Source organism: Kineococcus sp. NPDC059986 (genome assembly GCF_040702905.1).
GTDB lineage: Bacteria > Actinomycetota > Actinomycetes > Actinomycetales > Kineococcaceae > Kineococcus.
Genome location: NZ_JBFBND010000026.1, coordinates 26057 through 43438, shown reverse-complemented (window position 1 = coordinate 43438; position 17382 = coordinate 26057). Strand labels below are relative to the sequence as shown.

At 74.0% G+C, this 17382-nt stretch carries 16 protein-coding genes; 14 read left to right on the top strand and 2 right to left on the bottom strand.

What is annotated here, in order from left to right; genetic code table 11:
* Positions 1 to 55: 55 nt before the first annotated feature.
* Genes AB0637_RS17925 through AB0637_RS17910 form a run of 4 tightly spaced genes read left to right on the top strand, consistent with a single transcriptional unit; the run spans position 56 to position 3738 of the window.
* On the top strand, positions 56 to 886 hold the full coding sequence (locus AB0637_RS17925; protein ID WP_366173984.1) for an ABC transporter ATP-binding protein: 831 nt from the start codon (positions 56 to 58) through the stop codon (positions 884 to 886).
* On the top strand, positions 886 to 1722 hold the full coding sequence (locus AB0637_RS17920; RefSeq protein WP_366173947.1) for an ABC transporter permease subunit: 837 nt from the start codon (positions 886 to 888) through the stop codon (positions 1720 to 1722). The genes AB0637_RS17925 and AB0637_RS17920 overlap by 1 nt, the downstream gene beginning before the upstream one ends.
* Positions 1722 to 2600, top strand: coding sequence for an ABC transporter permease subunit (locus AB0637_RS17915; RefSeq protein ID WP_366173945.1), 879 nt, complete (start codon positions 1722 to 1724; stop codon positions 2598 to 2600). The genes AB0637_RS17920 and AB0637_RS17915 overlap by 1 nt, the downstream gene beginning before the upstream one ends.
* Positions 2601 to 2613: 13 nt before the next feature.
* Positions 2614 to 3738: an XdhC/CoxI family protein gene (locus AB0637_RS17910; RefSeq protein WP_366173983.1), complete on the top strand. Its 1125-nt coding sequence runs from the start codon at positions 2614 to 2616 to the stop codon at positions 3736 to 3738.
* Between the two features lie 8 nt (positions 3739 to 3746).
* Here AB0637_RS17910 and AB0637_RS17905 read toward each other — a convergent pair whose 3' ends face one another.
* Positions 3747 to 4304: an NTP transferase domain-containing protein gene (locus AB0637_RS17905; RefSeq protein ID WP_366173943.1), complete on the bottom strand. Its 558-nt coding sequence runs from the start codon at positions 4302 to 4304 to the stop codon at positions 3747 to 3749.
* A 54-nt stretch (positions 4305 to 4358) separates the two neighbouring features.
* Here AB0637_RS17905 and uraD point away from each other — a divergent pair, with 54 nt between their 5' ends.
* The 7 genes from uraD to allB are packed head-to-tail and all read left to right on the top strand — an operon-like array spanning position 4359 to position 11505.
* Positions 4359 to 4847 (top strand): 2-oxo-4-hydroxy-4-carboxy-5-ureidoimidazoline decarboxylase, encoded by a 489-nt coding sequence (gene uraD / locus AB0637_RS17900; protein WP_366173941.1) that lies wholly within the window; start codon positions 4359 to 4361, stop codon positions 4845 to 4847.
* A complete protein-coding gene (uraH, locus tag AB0637_RS17895; protein ID WP_366173939.1) occupies positions 4844 to 5161 on the top strand; it encodes a hydroxyisourate hydrolase in 318 nt (105 codons plus the stop codon). Before uraD ends, uraH begins: the two co-directional genes overlap by 4 nt.
* Positions 5162 to 5165: 4 nt before the next feature.
* Positions 5166 to 6092, top strand: a complete 927-nt coding sequence (gene pucL / locus AB0637_RS17890) for a factor-independent urate hydroxylase (protein ID WP_366173937.1) — start codon at positions 5166 to 5168, stop codon at positions 6090 to 6092.
* A gap of 11 nt (positions 6093 to 6103) precedes the next feature.
* Positions 6104 to 6583, top strand: coding sequence for a nucleoside deaminase (locus AB0637_RS17885; protein ID WP_366173981.1), 480 nt, complete (start codon positions 6104 to 6106; stop codon positions 6581 to 6583).
* Between the two features lie 11 nt (positions 6584 to 6594).
* The gene (locus AB0637_RS17880) at positions 6595 to 7425 is read left to right on the top strand and encodes an FAD binding domain-containing protein (RefSeq protein ID WP_366173935.1); all 831 of its coding nucleotides are present in this window, start codon (positions 6595 to 6597) and stop codon (positions 7423 to 7425) included.
* Positions 7422 to 10169, top strand: a complete 2748-nt coding sequence (locus tag AB0637_RS17875; RefSeq protein ID WP_366173933.1) for a molybdopterin cofactor-binding domain-containing protein — start codon at positions 7422 to 7424, stop codon at positions 10167 to 10169. Before AB0637_RS17880 ends, AB0637_RS17875 begins: the two co-directional genes overlap by 4 nt.
* Complete coding sequence (gene allB / locus AB0637_RS17870; protein ID WP_366173931.1) at positions 10162 to 11505, top strand: allantoinase AllB; 1344 nt, start codon at positions 10162 to 10164, stop codon at positions 11503 to 11505. Before AB0637_RS17875 ends, allB begins: the two co-directional genes overlap by 8 nt.
* Here allB and AB0637_RS17865 read toward each other — a convergent pair.
* On the bottom strand, positions 11471 to 13003 hold the full coding sequence (locus tag AB0637_RS17865; protein ID WP_366173929.1) for a PucR family transcriptional regulator ligand-binding domain-containing protein: 1533 nt from the start codon (positions 13001 to 13003) through the stop codon (positions 11471 to 11473). The genes allB and AB0637_RS17865 overlap by 35 nt on opposite strands.
* A gap of 159 nt (positions 13004 to 13162) precedes the next feature.
* Between AB0637_RS17865 and AB0637_RS17860 the strand changes: the two genes are divergently transcribed.
* From AB0637_RS17860 to katG, 3 genes are read left to right on the top strand one after another with little or no spacing between them, the layout of a single operon-like run.
* Entirely contained in the window at positions 13163 to 14563 is a 1401-nt protein-coding gene (locus tag AB0637_RS17860; RefSeq protein ID WP_366173928.1) for an aspartate aminotransferase family protein, read from the top strand.
* Between the two features lie 44 nt (positions 14564 to 14607).
* Entirely contained in the window at positions 14608 to 15090 is a 483-nt protein-coding gene (locus tag AB0637_RS17855) for a Fur family transcriptional regulator (protein ID WP_366173927.1), read from the top strand.
* Position 15091: 1 nt separating this feature from the next.
* Positions 15092 to 17332, top strand: coding sequence for a catalase/peroxidase HPI (gene katG / locus AB0637_RS17850; protein ID WP_366173926.1), 2241 nt, complete (start codon positions 15092 to 15094; stop codon positions 17330 to 17332).
* The last annotated feature ends 50 nt before the right edge of the window (positions 17333 to 17382 follow it).

Below are 17382 nucleotides of genomic sequence, written 5' to 3'. Positions count from 1 at the left end.
CGACCTGGTCGCACCGCCGTCCTCGGCGCCGTCGCTGTCGGTGTCCCGCACCGCGCTGACCGCGACCACCGACCCCGGACGGCACCCCGAGGCGGCCACCGGGTTCAACCTGCGGGGCCTGACCAAGCGCTTCGACCTGGGACGCAAGAGCGTCCTGGCCCTCGAGCAGACCGACCTCGGCACCCGCAAGGACGCCTTCCTGTCCCTGCTCGGGCCCTCGGGGTGCGGCAAGTCGACCATCCTGCGGATCCTCGCCGGGCTGGAGACGCCGAGCGGGGGGCAGGCGCTCGTCAACGGGCAGACCACCCGGGAGCTGCAGCGCGGGCACGAGCTCGGGGTCGCGTTCCAGGACTCCGCCCTGCTGCCCTGGCGGACGGTGGCGCAGAACATCCGGCTGCCCCTGGAGGTGGCGGGGGTGCGACCGGACCCCGGTCTGGTCGACGACCTCATCGGCCTCGTCGGGCTCAAGGGCTTCGAGAAGGCCAAGCCGGCCCAGCTGTCCGGCGGGATGCGCCAGCGCGTGTCCATCGCGCGGTGCCTCGTCGTGCAGCCCAGCGTCATGCTGCTCGACGAACCCTTCGGGGCCCTCGACGACATGACGCGCCAGCGCCTGAACGTCGAGCTCCTGCGCATCTGGACGGAGAAGCCCGCGACGACGCTCATGGTCACGCACGGCATCAGCGAGGCGATCTTCCTGTCCGACGTCGTCGCCGTCATGAGCCCGCGTCCGGGTCGCGTCGTGGAGGTCGTCGAGATCGACCTGCCGCGGCCGCGGACGCCGGAGATGATGCGCACGCCGGAGTTCCACGCCTACCACGACCGGCTCTCGGAGATCCTCTTCGGCGGCGGGCGCGTGGGGGCACCGGGGTCCGGGGAGGACCACTGATGGCGGCCCTCACCACCGGACCCGACCTGGTCACCTCCCCTCCCGCAGCGCGCCGGTCCTTGCACGACCTGCCCCCGTGGGTGGGCGGCACGATCGGCGCGGTCGTCGTGCTCGTCGTCTGGAGCCTCGCCGGCCTCTTCTTCTCCGCCGGGGGCATCGTCCCGACCCCGTGGGCCGTGGTGGAGCAACTGCACGCCAACGGGTTCCAGAACTACTGGGACAACATCTCGATCACCACCGCCTCGGCCGCGCAGGGGTGGCTGTGGGGGAACCTCATCGCGATCGCCATCGCGGTGGTCGTCCTGCTCGTGCCGCCGCTGGAGGGGGCGGCCAACCAGGTCGCCGTCATCTCCTACTGCATCCCGCTCACCGCGATCGGGCCCATCGTCCTCATCGTGTCCCCGCCCGAGTCCCGCGTCACGTCGGTGTTCCTCGCGGCCATGAGCGTCGTGTTCACCTCGGTCGTCGGGTGCCTGCTCGGTCTGCGGGCCGCGGACCCGGCCGCCCTCGACGTCGTCCGCGCCTACGGCGGCACGAAGTGGACCGCGCTGGTCAAGGTGCGCCTGACCGCCGCGCTCCCCAACCTGTTCGCCGCCCTCAAGCTGGCCGCACCCGCCTCCTTCCTCGGCGCCGTGCTCGGGGAGTACTTCGGCGGCGTCGACTCCGGTCTCGGCATCCTCATCGTCTCGGCCCAGACCAACCTGCAGTACGCGCAGATCTGGGGGCTCGCGCTGCTCAGCGGCGCCGTCGCCGGCGCCGGGTACCTGCTCATCGGCCTGCTGGCCCGGTTGCTGACCCCGTGGTCCTCGACCGGTGCCCGGGGAGGAGAACTCTGATGGCGACGACCACCGCCCCCGCCCGGCCCGCGACCGAGGTGCACGAGAACCGCAGCGGCGCCTCCCTCACGGCCGCCGTCGGCCGTCGCGTGGGTTCCTCGCTGCTCACCTTCGTCGTGTCCGCCGTCGTGCTCGTCGCCGCCTGGTACGCCCTGCTGGCGCTGTTCCAGGTCGACTCCTTCGTCGGCAAGCGCCCCCAGGACGTCTACGACTACCTCGTCACCGTGCCCAAGGCCGCCGAGAACCGCGCCGCGATCCAGGCCGCCCTGCTCATCACGCTCACCGACTCCGTCACGGGTTTCGTCACGGGTGTCGTGGCCGCCATCGCGGTGGCTGCCGCCTTCACGGTGTTCCGGCCGCTGGAGTTCGTCTTCATGCCGCTCGCGATGCTGCTGCGCTCGGTGCCGCTCGTGGCGATGGCCCCCCTCATCGGGATCCTCTTCGGCCGTGGCCTCGGTGGTCAGGCCGCGATCGGCGGGGTCGTCGTGTTCTTCCCCGTGCTCGTCAACGCCGCCACCGGTCTGCGCTCGGCCTCCCCGCAGGCCATCGACGTCGTCCGCGTCAACGGCGGCACCAAGTGGACGGCGCTGCGCAAGGTGGCGATCCCCAGCGCGTTGCCGAACCTCTTCGCCGCCCTGCGCATCTCGGTCCCCGGGGCCGTCATCGGGGCCATGCTCTACGAGTGGCTGTTCTCCGGCACCGGCATGGGTGCGGAGATCTTCCGCGCCAACAGCCAGGTCCAGTACAACCTCGTCTGGTCGATCGTCGTCGTCGTCACCTTCACCTCGATCCTGCTCTACACGCTCGTGAGCATCGTCGAGACGATCGTGCTCGCGACGTGGGGCCCGGCCGCCGGATCGGCGCGCGGCCGTGGCTGACGGCCTCGCCGTCCTGCGCGCGGTGCACACCCGGCTGCAGCGGGGACGGCGGGTGGCCGTCGCGACGGTCGTGCGGACCGACGGGTCGGCGCCGCGGGCGGTCGGGGCCTGCCTGGCCGTCGTGCAGGAGGCCGACGGCACGCCGGGGGAGGTGCTCGGCAGCGTCTCCGGCGGCTGCGTGGAGTCCGCCGTCCACGAGCTCGCCTGCGAGGTCCTGACCGACGGCCGACCGCGGCAGACCCTCTACGGCACGGCGCAGGACGACCCCTTCGCCCCCGGGCTCACGTGCGGCGGGACGATCGAGGTCCGCGTCGCGCTCGCCGCCGCGGACGTCGTGGACGCCGTCCTGGGCGCCGTGGCGGACCGGCGACCCGTCGCGGTCGCGACCGCCCTCACCGCCGATCCCCACCGCCAGCTCGTCGTCGACCCGCTGGGGCACAGCGGCTCCCTCGGCTCGGGCCGCCTCGACGCGGCCGCCGTCGACGCGGTGCGCGGCCGCCTCGGCGCGGGTGCCTCCGGCGTGGTCCGCCTCGGAGCGGACGGCGGCCAGCGCGCCGACGACCTCGAGGTCCTCGTCGAGGTGTTCGCCCCCGCCCCGCGCTGGATCGTCTTCGGTGCCGTCGACGTGGCCGCGGCCCTCACCCGCGTCGCCGCCTTCCTCGGGTTCCACGTCACCGTCTGCGACGCCCGCGCGGCCTTCACGACGGTGGCCCGGTTCCCCGACGCCCACGAGGTCGTCGTCGACTGGCCGCACCGCTACCTCGCCCGCACGAGCGTCGACGCGCAGACCGTCGTCACCGTGCTGACCCACGACCTCAAGTTCGACGTGCCGCTCCTGCAGGTCGCCCTCCGCGGTCCGGCCGGCGTCGTCGGGGCGATGGGGTCGCGGCGCACCCACGCGGACCGGCTCGAACGGCTGCGGGCGGCGGGGCTGTCCGACGCGCAGCTGGACCGGCTGCGGTCGCCCGTCGGCCTCGACCTCGGCGCGCGGACCCCGGAGGAGACCGCCGTCTCGATCGCGGCGGAGGTCGTCGCCGCGCGGGGCGGGGGCACGGGCCGTCCGCTGCGCGACACCCGCGGACGGATCCACCACGAGCAGTTCGCCACGGTGACCGCGGGCGTGGGGGTCTGCCCGTGACGGGCGGGTCAGGGCAGGTCGGCCGGGCTGTCCGCGTCGGCGGCCGCACCCGGGACGGTCACCGGCACGACGTCGCGACCGGCCAGGAACTCGCGCAGGCCCGACCCGTCCGCGCAGGCCGCGGCGGCCGCGTCGACGTGGTCCCGGCCGAGCAGCACCGGGTGGCCGGGACGTCCGCCGTCGACGGCCCGCACCAGGGCGTCCCGGGTGGCCGACCGCAGCACCGCCTGCACACCCGCGAGGTCGACGTGCGGCAGGTCGACGAGCAGGAGCAGGACGGCGTCGGCCGCTCGGACCGCCGGCTCGGCCAGGGCCCGGGCCACGCCGGCCCCGGGACCGCGCGACCAGTCCGGGACCTCGACCGCCTGCACGTGGGTCGGCAGCGTCGCGCGGACGCGGTCGGCCTGCGCGCCCACGGTGACGAGGACGGGGTCGCACCCGGCGGCGGCCAGGAGCCCGGCCGTCGCCGCGGCCCAGGACGTCCCGTCCCGCCGCCGCAGCAGGCCCTTGGGCGTCCCCATCCGGCGACCCGCCCCGGCCGCGAGCACGACCCCCGTCACGAGCACGGGGCCAGCACACCACACGGGGAACCCCCCACCGCGACGGACGGACGGACCGCAGTGCAGCTCACGGAACTCGAGGCGCTCGACGCCCCACGGTGCGAGGAACTCCTGCGCACCGCCTGCGACGCCCCCGCCTGGGCGGCCCGGGTCACCGCCGCGCGCCCGTTCGGCTCCGTCGAGGCGCTCCTCGCGACCGCCGCCGCCGAGCTCGCGACGACGTCCGAGGCGGACGTCGACACCGCGCTCGCCGCCCACCCGCGCATCGGGGAACGCAGCGAGAGCGCCACCTCCCGCCGCGAGCAGGCCGGGGCCCTGGCGGCCGACGAGGACGTCCTGGCCCGGTTGGCCGAGGGGAACCGCCGGTACGAGGAGACGTTCGGGCACGTCTACCTGGTGTTCGCCACGGGACGCACCGCGGACGAACTCCTGGCCCTCCTGGAGCAGCGCCTGCAGAACGACCCGGCCACGGAACGGCAGGTGCTGCGCCGGGAACTGGCCGCGATCACCGACCTGCGGTTGCGCCGGCTCCTGGGGGAGGCCTCGTGACGAGCCTGTCCACCCACGTCCTCGACGCCGTCACGGGAACCCCGGCCGTCGGGATCGCCCTCGAGGTCACCGCGGACGGGACCCCCGTGGCGGTGGGCGTCACCGACGCCGACGGCCGGGCCCGCCTGGCCGAGGACCTCGCCCCCGGGACGTACCGGCTGCGCTTCGCGACGGGCGACTGGTTCACCGCGGCGGGCCGGGAGACGTTCCACCCCGAGGTCGTCGTCGCCTTCACCGTCGCCCCCGACCGTGAACACCTGCACGTCCCCCTCCTGCTGTCCCCCTTCGCCTACTCCACCTACCGAGGGAGCTGAGAACATGGCCGTCGTCCTGGCAGGTCACCAGTACGGGAAGGCGGAGAACCGCGTCGTGCGGTTCCAGCGCGACACCCCGCGCCACGAGATCGTCGACCTCAACGTCACCTCGACGCTGCGCGGCGACTTCGCCGACGCCTACCTGTCGGGGGACCAGAGCAAGGTCCTGCCGACCGACACCCAGAAGAACGTCATCTACGCGTTCGCCAAGGAGGGCCCGGCCGGGCAGGGGATGGCGAAGGGGATCGTCGCGGTCGAGGCGTACGCGCTCGACCTCGCCCGCCACTTCGTCGACGAGACCGGCCCCGTCACGGGCGCCCGCATCGACGTGGACTCCTACCGCTGGGAACGCGCCGTCGTCGACGGCCGCGAGCACGACCACACGTGGGTGCGCGCCGGCGGCGAGGTGCGGACCGCGGCCGTCACCGTGTCGGGTTCCGGCCCGGAGCGCGAGACGCACGTGGTCGCGGGGTTGAAGGACCTGACCCTGCTGAAGTCGACCGGCTCGGCGTTCAAGGACTTCCTCGTCGACGCGTACACGACGTTGGAACCCACGGAGGACCGCGTCATGGCCACCTCGCTCGTCGCGCAGTGGCGCTACGACGCGAGCTGCCTCGCCGACGGCTTCGACTTCGACGCCGCCCACGACGCGGTGCGCGCCGTGCTCGTCGGCCAGTTCGCGACCGTCCAGTCCCTCGCCCTGCAGCAGACGTTGTGGCACATGGGGAAGACGGCCGTCGAGACCGTGCCGGGCGTCGTGGAGGTGCGGCTCGCCGCCCCCAACAAGCACCACTTCCTCTACGACCTGCAGCGGTTCGGGGTGCAGAACTCCGGTGAGGTGTTCCACGCCGACGACCGGCCGTACGGTCTCATCCAGGCGGTCGTCGCCCGCGACGACGTCCCCGTCGCGCCCCTGGCGTGGGAACGGTGAACGCCGTGGAGCTGGACACGCACCGGACCGACGCGGAGCACCTCGACCTCGCCGTCCGGTTGGCCGTCGAGAACGTGGCCGCGGGCGGCGGCCCGTTCGGGGCCGTCGTCGTCCGCGACGGCGTGGTCGTCGCGACGGGGGTCAACCGCGTGACGGCGCAGAACGACCCCACGGCGCACGCCGAGGTGCAGGCCATCCGCGCGGCCTGCACGGCCCTGGGGACGTTCAGCCTCGCCGGGGCGACGTTGTACTCCAGCTGCGAACCCTGCCCGATGTGCCTGGCCTCCTCGCTGTGGGCGCGCGTCGACCGCGTGCTCTTCGCGGCCGACCGGGACGACGCGGCGCGGGGAGGTTTCGACGACCGCGCGTTCTACGAGTTGTTCGAGACCCCGCGCACCGAGTGGTCCGTCCCCGTGCAGCAGCACCGGAGCCCGACGGCACCCGCCCCCTTCGACGCCTGGCTCGCGAGCGTCGGGCGGGTCGACTACTGAGGGGTGCCCCCGTGGACCTGAACACCGTGGCGGAGTTCCTTCCCGTCACCGACGCCGCCGCGCTGCGGCGCGCGCACGACGGGAACCCCGCGACGGCCGTCCTCGCCGGCGGCACGTGGTTGTTCTCCGTGCCGCAACCGCACCTGCGCACCCTCGTCGACCTCACGACGCTGGGCTGGGAACCGTTCACCGTGACCGACGCCGGACTGGAGCTCGCGGCGACCTGTCCGGTGGCGGCCCTGGAGTCCGTGCCGTTCCCGGCCGACTGGCGGGCGCGACCGCTCGTGCGGCAGTGCGTGCGCGCCCTGCTGGCCTCGTTCAAGGTGCGGTCGGTGGCGACGGTCGGCGGGAACGTCTGCACGGCCCTGCCGGCCGGGGCCGTGACGTCGCTCGCCGTCGCCCTCGACGGCGTCGCGGAGCTGTGGGCGGCCGACGGCGGGGTGCGCCGGGTGCCGGTGCAGGAGTTCGTCACGGGGGACCGCGCGACCGTCCTGGCCCCGGGGGAGGTGCTGCGCTCGGTGCACCTGCCCGCCACCGCGCTGCGGGGGACGACCGCGTTCCGCCGGGCCTCGCTGGCCCGGCTCGGCCGCTCGGCGACGCTCGTCGTGGGCCGCCGGGATCCCGACGGGGGTTTCGTCCTCGCCGTCACCGCGTCCACCCCGCGACCGCACGTGCTGCGCTACGCCGCGGTCCCCGCCCCGTCGCAGGCCGTCGCCGACGTCGAGGAGGTCGTCGCCGGCGGGTGGTTCGACGACGTCCACGGGGCACCGGACTGGCGGCGCGCGACGACGCTGCGGTTCGCCGGTGAGGTCGTCGAGGAACTGGGGGTGGCAGCGCCGTGAAGCTCACCGTCAACGGGACCCCGCGCGAGGTCGACCCGCGTCCGGGTCAGTGCCTGCGCACCCTGCTGCGCGAGAACACCCACGTCGAGGTGAAGAAGGGCTGCGACTCCGGCGACTGCGGCGCGTGCACCGTCCTCGTGGACGCCGCACCGGTCCACTCCTGCCTGTACCCCGCCCTGCGCGCCGCGGGCCGTGAGGTGACGACCGTCGCCGGGCTCGGGACCCCCGAGCGGCTCGGTGACGTCCAGCAGCGGTTCGTCGACGCCGCCGGGTTCCAGTGCGGGTTCTGCACGGCCGGGATGGTCGTGACGGCCTCCTCCCTGACGCCCGAGCAGCACGGGGACCTCGCCGAGCACCTCAAGGGGAACCTGTGCCGCTGCACGGGGTACCGCGCGATCCGCGAGGCCGTCACGGGCACCGGGGAGAGCGCCGTCGAGGGGACCGGGACGGTGGGGAGTTCCGTCACCGCGCCGGCCGCGCGCCGCGTCGTCACGGGCACCGAACCGTTCACCCTGGACGAGCTGCCCGTCGGGACCCTGCACCTGGCGCTGCTGCGCAGCCCGCACGCGCACGCCCGGGTGACGCGCATCGACACGTCGGCGGCGCAGGCGCTCCCGGGTGTCCGGCTCGTCCTCACCCACGACGACGTCCCCGCGACGTTGTTCTCCACCGGGCGGCACGAGAACCGCCTGGACGACCCCGACGACACGCTCGTCCTGGACCGGGTGCTGCGGTACCACGGCCAGCGGGTGGCCGCCGTCGTCGCCGACGACCTCGCCACGGCCGAGGAGGGGGTGCGGCGCCTCGTGGTGGAGTACGAGGTGCTCCCCGCGGTCCTGGACCCCGAGAGCGCGCTCGAGCCCGGCGCGCCGCTCGTGCACGGCGACAAGGACGGCGCGGCGTCCCGCATCGCCGACCCGCAGCGCAACCTCGTCGCGGAACTGCACGGCGGGGTGGGCGACGTCGAGGCGGCGCTCGCCGCGGCCGACGTCACGGTGTCCGGCACGTGGCGCACCGCGCGCGTCTCGCACGTGGCGCTGGAGACCCACGCGGCCGTCGCCTGGCGCGACGAGGACGGGCGGCTCGTCGTCCGCAGCAGCACGCAGGTGCCGTTCCTCGTCCGCGACGAGCTCGCCCGCGTGCTCGGGCTGCCGCGCCAGGAGGTCCGGGTCGTCGCCGCCCGCGTCGGCGGGGGTTTCGGCGGCAAGCAGGAGATGCTCGTGGAGGACCTCGTCGGCCTCGCGGTGCTGCGCCTGGGTCGGCCCGTCGTCCACGAGACCACCCGCGAGGACACGTTGCGGCACCTGCCGACCCGGCACCCGTTCCGGGTGGGGGTGCGCCTGGGCGCCCGGGCCGACGGGACCCTCACGGCGCTGGCCGTCGACGTCCTGTCCGACGCCGGCGCGTACGGGAACCACTCCCCGGGCGTGATGTTCCACTCCTGCCACGAGAGCGTGGCGACGTACCGCTGTGCCAACAAGCGCGTGGACGCGCGCGCCGTCTACACGCACACCCTGCCGTCCGGGGCGTTCCGCGGGTACGGCCTCGGTCAGGTGGTGTTCGCGCTCGAATCGGCCCTGGACGACCTGGCCCGGGAACTGCGGATGGACCCGTTCGAGCTGCGCCGCCGCAACGTCGTCGTGCCCGGCGACCCGTTCGTCGCGACCTCGCTGCCCGCGGACGGCACCGAGGGCGACGACGGGTTGCGCTACGGCAGCTACGGTCTCGACCAGTGCCTCGACCTCGTCGAATCGGCGCTGGCCCGCGACCGCGGGGCCGGTCCCGGCCCGGGGTGGCGGACGGGGGAGGGGATGGCGGTCGCGATGATCGCCACGACCCCGCCGCGGGGCCACTTCGCCGACGCGGTCGTCGCGTTGCGCCCGGACGGCGACTGGGACCTGCGGGTCGGCACGGCGGAGTTCGGCAACGGCACGGCGACGGTGCTGCACCAGCTCGCGGTGGCGGCGCTCGGGTCCAGCGTCGACCGCCTCCACCTGCACGCCGCCGACACCGACGCCGTGCGGCACGACACGGGTGCGTTCGGGTCGGCCGGGTCGGTCGTCGCGGGCAAGGCGCTGCACCGCGCGTGCCTCGACGTGGCGGGGCAGGTGCGGGTGTTCGCCGCGGACCTCCTCGGCGTCGGCGTCGAGGCGGTGGAACTGCGGCCGGGGTCGGCCGTCGCCGGGGGCGCGCACGTCGCGCTCGCCGACGTCCACGCCGAGGCCCTGCGCCGCACGGGGTCCGGCCCGGCCGCCGAGGCGGGGGACGACGCCGCGGTCCGTTCGGTGGCCTTCACCGTCCAGGGTTTCCGCGTCGCCGTCGAGGTCGGCACGGGGTTGGTGCGGGTCCTGCGTTCGGTGCAGGCCGTCGACGCGGGCACGGTCCTCAACCCCGCCCAGCTGCGGGGGCAGGTGGAGGGCGGGGTCGCCCAGGCGGTCGGGTCGGCGCTGTTCGAGGAGGTGCGCGTCGACCCGGACGGGTCGAGCCCCACGGGTTCGCTGCGCGAGTACTACGTGCCCCGCCTCGACGACGTGCCCGACACCGAGGTCCTGTTCGCCGACACGTACGACACCGTCGGACCGCTGGGCGCGAAGTCGATGAGCGAGGCGCCCTACAACCCGGTCGCGGCCGCGCTGGCCAACGCCGTGCGTGACGCTGTCGGCGTACGGTTGCGCTCGCTGCCGATGTCGGCGGACCGGGTGTGGCGAGCAGTCCAGGACGGCGGAGGAGCGATCGGTGGTTGACCTGGTGGTGCGCGCGGAGCGCGCGGTGGTGGACGGGACCGAACGCTCGGTCTCGCTGGGGATCGCCGACGGCCGGATCGTCGACGTGCGGGAACGGGACCACGCGTGGACCCCGCCCTTCCGCGAGGTCGTCCTCGCCGCCGACGAGGTGCTCCTGCCCGGACTCGTGGACCCGCACGTCCACGTCAACGAACCCGGCCGGACCGAGTGGGAGGGGTTCGCGTCCGCGACGCGGGCCGCCGCGGCCGGTGGGGTCACGACGATCGTCGACATGCCGCTCAACAGCATCCCCGCGACGGTCGACCCCGCCGCGCTGGCGGTCAAGCGCGCTGCGGCGCAGGGTCAGTGCGTCGTCGACGTCGGGTTCTGGGGCGGGGCCGTCCCGGGCAACGCCGACCAGCTCGCCCCGCTGCACGACGCCGGGGTGTTCGGCGTCAAGTGCTTCCTCCTCGACTCCGGGGTCCCCGAGTTCCCGCCGCTCGACGCCACGGGGTTGCGCGACGCCCTGGCCGAACTCGCGCGCATCGACGGCCTGCTCCTCGTCCACGCCGAGGACGGCGAGGAACTCACCCCACACGCGGGTGGTCGCTCGTTCGCGGAGTTCGTCGCCTCCCGGCCCCCGTCGGCGGAGGCGTCGGCGATCCGGACCGTCGCCGAGGCGGCCGCGCGTACCGGCGCCCGGGTGCACGTCGTCCACCTGTCCTCCGCGGCGGGGCTGGCCGAGGTCCGGGCGGCCAAGGCCGTCGGCACCCGCATCACCGTCGAGACGTGCCCGCACTACCTGGCCCTCGTCGCCGACGAGGTGCCCGACGGCGACACGACGTTCAAGTGCTGCCCGCCCATCCGCGACCGCGCCGAGCAGGAGACGTTGTGGCGGGGGTTGCTCGACGGGACGGTCGACTGCGTCGTCTCGGACCACTCGCCGTGCACGGCCGAGCTGAAGCGGCTCGACGAGGGGGACTTCGGCGCGGCGTGGGGCGGCATCGCGTCGGTGCAGCTCGGGCTGCCCGTCGTGTGGACCGCGGCGCGCGCCCGCGGTGTCCCGCTGGCCACCGTCGTGGGCTGGATGGCGACGGCGACGGCCGACCTCGTCGGGCTCACCGACCGCGGCCGGCTCGCCGCCGGGTGCGTCGCCGACTTCGCGGTCTTCGCGCCGGAGGAGGAGTGGGTCGTGGACCCCGCGGCGCTGCAGCACCGCAACCCCGTCTCCCCCTACGCGGGCCGGACGCTCACCGGGGCCGTCCGGTCGACGTGGCGGCGCGGTGCCGAGGTGGACCCGCAGGTCCCGGCGGGGGAGCTGCTCACACGTCCCGGGGTGGTGGTCCCGGCAGGCTGAGCAGCGCCAGGTGGAGCCCGAGGCGCGTCTCGGGGTCCTCCAGGTCGCGGCCCAGCCGTCGCGCGAGCCGGTCGACCCGGCCGTACGTCGCGGGCCGGGACAGGTGCAAGCGCTCTGCGAGCCGGGTCATCGACCCGTTGACCTGCAGGTAGTCCGTGAGCAGGGCCAGGTCGTCGGGGGTCTCGAAGAGCGGCGCGAGCTGCGCCTCGGCGAAGGCCGTCAGGCGCGCGTCGCCGCGCAGCCGCCACAGCAGGCCGCGCACGCCGAGGTCGCTCGTGCGGTGGACCCGCCCGGGCGTCCGGTGCGGTGAGGCGGCGGCGACCTCGGCGACGTGCCGCGCCTCGGCGAACCCCTCGCGGGTGGCGTGGAGGTCGGCGACGGGTTCCGCGGCGGCGAGGGTGGCCACCGCCGGCAGGTCGGTCGCGAGCCGGTCCAGCGCCGTGCCCACGACCCGGGGCGCCCCCACGAGGAGGACCCCCACGACGGGTCCTGCGGGGTCGTCGCCGCGACCGAGCACCCCGGTCAGACCCGCCGACCGCCGGCGGGCGAGGGCCGCGGAGACCTCGGCCCGGTCCACCCCGAGGACGGCGGCCGCCGCGAACCCGCTGCGCGGACTGAGGCCCAGGGCCCGCAACCGTTGCCGCAGCGCCGGTTCGTCGTCCCGGCGGGCGCGTAGGAGGTCGCGGACGAGGTCGTCGTGCGCCCTGCGCGCGAGGTCCTCCCCGTCGGTCGAGCCGCCCGAGAGCAGCCGCACGACCGTCAGGGCCTCCGCCGCCCGTTCGAGCACGAGCAGCGGGTCCGGTGCCGAGAGCGGACCCGGCGCGACGAGCCGGCCCCACCGCTGCCCGGGGGCCCCGGCCGCCACGACCACCCACCCCTGGGTCTGCGGACCGCGCCGGGAGCGCCGCGACCAGTCGACGAGCAGCTCGGCCGTGCCCACCGGCTGCGGGACGTGCGCCACGACGCGGTGGGCCAGGTCCTCCAGGACGACGGGTCCACCGAGCAACCCCGCGGTGCGGTCGAGCACCTCCTGCTCGTGCGTCCCGACGAGGCCGAGGGAGGCGAACGTCGCGTGCACGCGGTCGGCGAAGCGGAGCCGGTCGTACTGGTCGTGCAGGAGGCGCCCGTGGACCTGTTCGGTCACCTCGACGAAGCGGACGACGCGGTGCAGCTCGACCAGGGGGAGCTGCGCGGAGCGGGCGGCCCGCACCAGCGCCGACGGCACCTGCCCGAGGTGCTCGGTCAGTTCGACGACGACGCCCACCACCCCCGCCTCCACGAGCGATCCCACGTACCCGTCGGTGTCGAAGTCCGTTGCGCCCCACCCCATCCCGGTCGTCAACAGGAGCTCCCCGCCGCCCAGCAGACCCGCGACGTCGACCTGCTCGGTGACGTGCACCCAGCGGACGGCCACCTCGAGCCGCTCCTGCCCCGCGCGGACCCGGGGTTCCCCGGCCGCGAGCACGGGCAGGGCGAGGACGTCCGCCACGGTCAGCACGCGGGGAGCCTACGACGGTCCGTCGGCCCCCGGCGTTCTGCGCCGACGTTCCGTCGCTGGTCCTCGACGTGCTCGGGGGCCAGGGTGGGAGGATCGGCGGGACGCCCGTCCGGCCGGTGGGCGCCGCGAGGCGGACAGGTGAGCCGAGGAGGACCGGACATGACCGTGACCGAGCAGACCGTGGTGGGCACCGGGGCCTCCGACCTCACCCGGGCCGCGCGCGACCACCTGTGGATGCACTTCGCCCGCATGGGGGCCTACCAGGACAAGCCCGCGCCCGTCATCGTCAAGGGCAAGGGTGCCCGCATCTGGGACGACCAGGGCCACGAGGTGCTCGACGGCCTGTCCGGGTTGTTCGTCGTCCAGGTCGGGCACGGCCGCGAGGAGCTCGCCGAGGTCATGGCGAAGCAGGCCCGCGAACTCGCGTTCTTCCCCGTCTGGGGCTACGCCACCGAACCGGCCGTCGAACTCGCCGACCGCATCGCGGGGTACGCACCCGGCGACCTCAACCGCGTCTTCTTCACCACCGGGGGCGGCGAGGCCGTCGAGAGCGCCTGGAAGGTGGCCAAGCAGTTCTTCAAGCTCACCGGCAAGCCCCTGAAGCACAAGGTGGTCTCGCGGGCCACGGCCTACCACGGGACCCCGCAGGGGGCGCTCGCGATCACGGGGCTCCCGGCCATGAAGCAGGCGTTCGAACCGCTGACGCCCGGCGGGTTCCGGGTGCCGAACACGAACATCTACCGCGCCGAGCGCATGGGGGCGCCGACCGACCCGGTCGCGTTCGGCCGCTGGGCCGCCGACCGCATCGAGGAGGCCATCCTCTTCGAGGGCCCCGACACCGTCGCGGCCGTCGTGCTCGAACCCGTGCAGAACTCCGGCGGCTGCTTCACCCCGCCGCCCGGCTACTTCCAGCGCGTGCGGGAGATCTGCGACCGGCACGACGTCCTCCTCGTCTCCGACGAGGTCATCTGCGGCTTCGGCCGGCACGGGACGATGTTCGCGGCGGAGAAGTTCGGCTACCAGCCCGACATCATCACGTGCGCCAAGGGCATGAGCTCGGGGTACGGGCCCATCGGCGCGATGATCGCGACCGACCGCATCATGGAGCCGTTCCTGCAGGGCAAGAACTTCTTCCCGCACGGCTACACGTTCGCGGGGCACCCCGTCTCGGCCGCCGTCTCCCTGGCCAACCTCGACATCTTCGAGCGCGAGGGGCTCAACCAGAACGTCCTGGACAACGAGCAGGCCCTCGGCGACACGATGCGCAAGCTGCTCGACCTCGACATCGTCGGCGACGTCCGCGGTGACGGGTACTTCTGGGCGGTCGAGCTCGTCAAGGACAAGGCGACGAAGGAGACCTTCGGGCCGGCCGAGCGGGAGACGCTCATCAAGCAGTTCCTCCCCGGCGCGCTGTTCCGGAACGGCCTCTACTGCCGCCCGGACGACCGGGGCGAGCCCGTCATCCAGGTCGCCCCGCCGCTGACGTGCGGTCAGGCCGAGTTCGACGAGATGGAGCAGATCCTGCGGGCCACGCTCACCGAGGCCATGCGACTGGTCTGAGCCTGGTCTTGACTCGTTCAAGTCCTGGGGGTCAGGATGACGTCGTGCCCACGACCCAGGACCTCGAGCGGGTGTTGCGCGCCGCAGGTCTGCGGGTCACCAAACCGCGCCTCGCCGTCCTCGACGCCGTCCACGCCCTGCCCCACGGGGACACGGAGGCGCTCATCAGCGCCGCCCGGGTCCGCGCCGAAGGGGTCTCCCACCAGGCGGTGTACGACGTCCTGCGCGTCCTGACCGACCACGGGCTGGTGCGACGCATCCAGCCGCAGGGTTCGGTGGCGCGCTACGAGGCGCGGGTGCAGGACAACCACCACCACCTGGTGTGCCGCGTGTGCGGTTCCATCAGCGACGTCGACTGCGCCACGGGGCAGGCGCCCTGCCTGCACCCGCCGGCCGTCGACGGCTTCGACGTCGACGAGGCCGAGGTCATCTACTGGGGCCGGTGCCGGTCCTGCGCGATCGCCTCGGCGTCCTCCACCGAGCCCACCGACCCCTCAGACCCGGTCGTCCAGCAGAGAGAAGCGTGAAGTGACCGAGATCGACAAGGCCCAGGACAAGGCCCAGGACAAGGCCCAGACCGCCTCGACCACCGAGAGCGAGAACCCGGCGATCAAGTCGCCGACGCCGTCCACGGGGGGCCGCCCGCGGACCGTGCAGGACTGGTGGCCCAACCAGATCGACCTGTCGGTGCTGAACAAGCCGTCGCAGGACTCCGACCCGCTGGGTGAGGACTTCGACTACGCGGCCGCGTTCGCGACGCTCGACGTCGAGGCGCTCAAGCGCGACCTCGTCGAGGTCATGCACACCTCCCAGGACTGGTGGCCGGCCGACTGGGGCCACTACGGGCCGCTGTTCATCCGGATGTCCTGGCACGCGGCGGGCACCTACCGCATCGCCGACGGCCGCGGGGGTGGCGGCGAGGGCGGTCAGCGCTTCGCGCCGCTCAACAGCTGGCCCGACAACGCCAACCTCGACAAGGCGCGTCGCCTGCTGCTGCCGATCAAGCAGAAGTACGGCCGCAAGATCTCCTGGGCCGACCTGCTGGTCCTGGCGGGCAACGTCGCGCACGACGACATGGGCCTGAAGACCTTCGGGTTCGCCTTCGGCCGCGCCGACACGTGGCAGCCCACCGAGGTCTTCTGGGGTGCGGAGGACACCTGGCTCGGTGACGAGCGCTACCAGGAGGAGCAGCCCCTGGACCTCGACGAGGGCAACCTCGCCGCCGTCACCATGGGCCTCATCTACGTGAACCCCGAGGGCCCGAAGGGCCAGCCGGACCCGCTGGGTTCGGCCCACGACATCCGCGTGACGTTCGGGCGCATGGGCATGAACGACGAGGAGACCGTGGCGCTCGTCGCCGGTGGCCACACGTTCGGCAAGACGCACGGCGCCGGCAGCGCCGAGCTCGTCGGCCCCGAGCCCGAGGGCTGCCCGGTCCACGGCAACGGCCTGGGCTGGAAGAACGAGTTCGGCACCGGCAAGGGCGCCGACACGATCACCAGCGGTCTCGAGGGCGCCTGGACCCCGACGCCCACGCAGTGGGACAACACCTACTTCGACACGATGTTCTCGTACGAGTGGGAACTGACGACGAGCCCGGCCGGCGCGAAGCAGTGGACGCCGAAGGACCCGGCCGCCGCCGACCTCGTGCCCGACGCGCACATCGAGGGCAAGCGCAACGCCCCGATGATGCTCACGAGCGACCTCGCGCTCATGGCGGACCCCGCCTACCACGAGATCGCGAAGCGGTTCCACGCCGACCACGCGTACTTCGCCGACCAGTACGCCCGCGCCTGGTTCAAGCTCCTGCACCGCGACATGGGTCCCCGCAGCCGCTACCTCGGCCCGGACGTCCCCGCCGAGGAACTCATCTGGCAGGACCCGACGCCGGCCGTCGACCACGAGCTCGTGGGCGAGGCGGAGATCGCCGACCTCAAGCAGCGTCTGCTGTCGTCCGGGCTGAGCGTCTCCCAGCTGGTGCACACCGCCTGGTCCGCCGCGGCCTCGTTCCGCAGCACCGACAAGCGCGGTGGCGCGAACGGCGCCCGCCTGCGCCTGGAGCCGCAGATCGGCTGGGCCGTCAACGCGGGGGTGGGTGACGTCCTGCCCGTGCTCGAGCGCGTCAAGGGCGAGTTCGAGGCGGCCTCCGGCACGAAGGTCTCCCTCGCCGACCTCATCGTCCTCGGGGGGACGGCCGCCGTGGAGAAGGCCGCGGCCGACGCGGGCGTCTCCGTCACCGTGCCGTTCTCGCCGGGCCGCACCGACGCCTCGCAGGAGCAGACGGACGTCGAGAACTTCCGCTGGCTCGAACCGCGTGCCGACGGGTTCCGCAACTGGATCACCCTGGGCAGCAAGCTGCAGCCCGAGACGCTGCTCCTCGAGCGCGCCTCGATGCTCGACCTGACCGCCAAGGAGATGACCCTCCTCGTCGGCGGCCTGCGGGTCCTCGGTGCCAACACCGGCGGCACGCAGCACGGTGTGTTCACCGAGACCCCCGGCGTCCTGTCCCAGGACTTCTTCAAGAACCTCCTGGACCTGGGCGTGCAGTGGCGGACCGCCACCGAGGCCGAGGGTGTCTACGAGGGCCTGGACGCGGACGGCAACGTCGTCCGCACGGCCACCGCCGCGGACCTGGTGTTCAACTCGAACTCGATCCTGCGCGGGATCGTCGAGGTCTACTCGGCCGACGACGCGAAGGAGCTGTTCGTGCAGCACTTCGCCAAGGCGTGGCAGAAGGTCATGGAGCTCGACCGCTTCGACCTGCGCTGAGCACCACGTAGCACCGGGACGCCCCGGCCCGCACCCTCGTGCGGGCCGGG

Excerpts from the sequence above, each read along its gene's own strand:
- AB0637_RS17920 (WP_366173947.1), top strand. The coding sequence starts at position 886 with ATGGCGGCCCTCACCACCGGACCCGACCTGGTCACCTCCCCTCCCGCA.
- AB0637_RS17915 (WP_366173945.1), top strand. The coding sequence starts at position 1,722 with ATGGCGACGACCACCGCCCCCGCCCGGCCCGCGACCGAGGTGCACGAG.
- pucL (WP_366173937.1), top strand. The coding sequence starts at position 5,166 with ATGGCCGTCGTCCTGGCAGGTCACCAGTACGGGAAGGCGGAGAACCGC.
- AB0637_RS17860 (WP_366173928.1), top strand. The coding sequence starts at position 13,163 with ATGACCGTGACCGAGCAGACCGTGGTGGGCACCGGGGCCTCCGACCTC.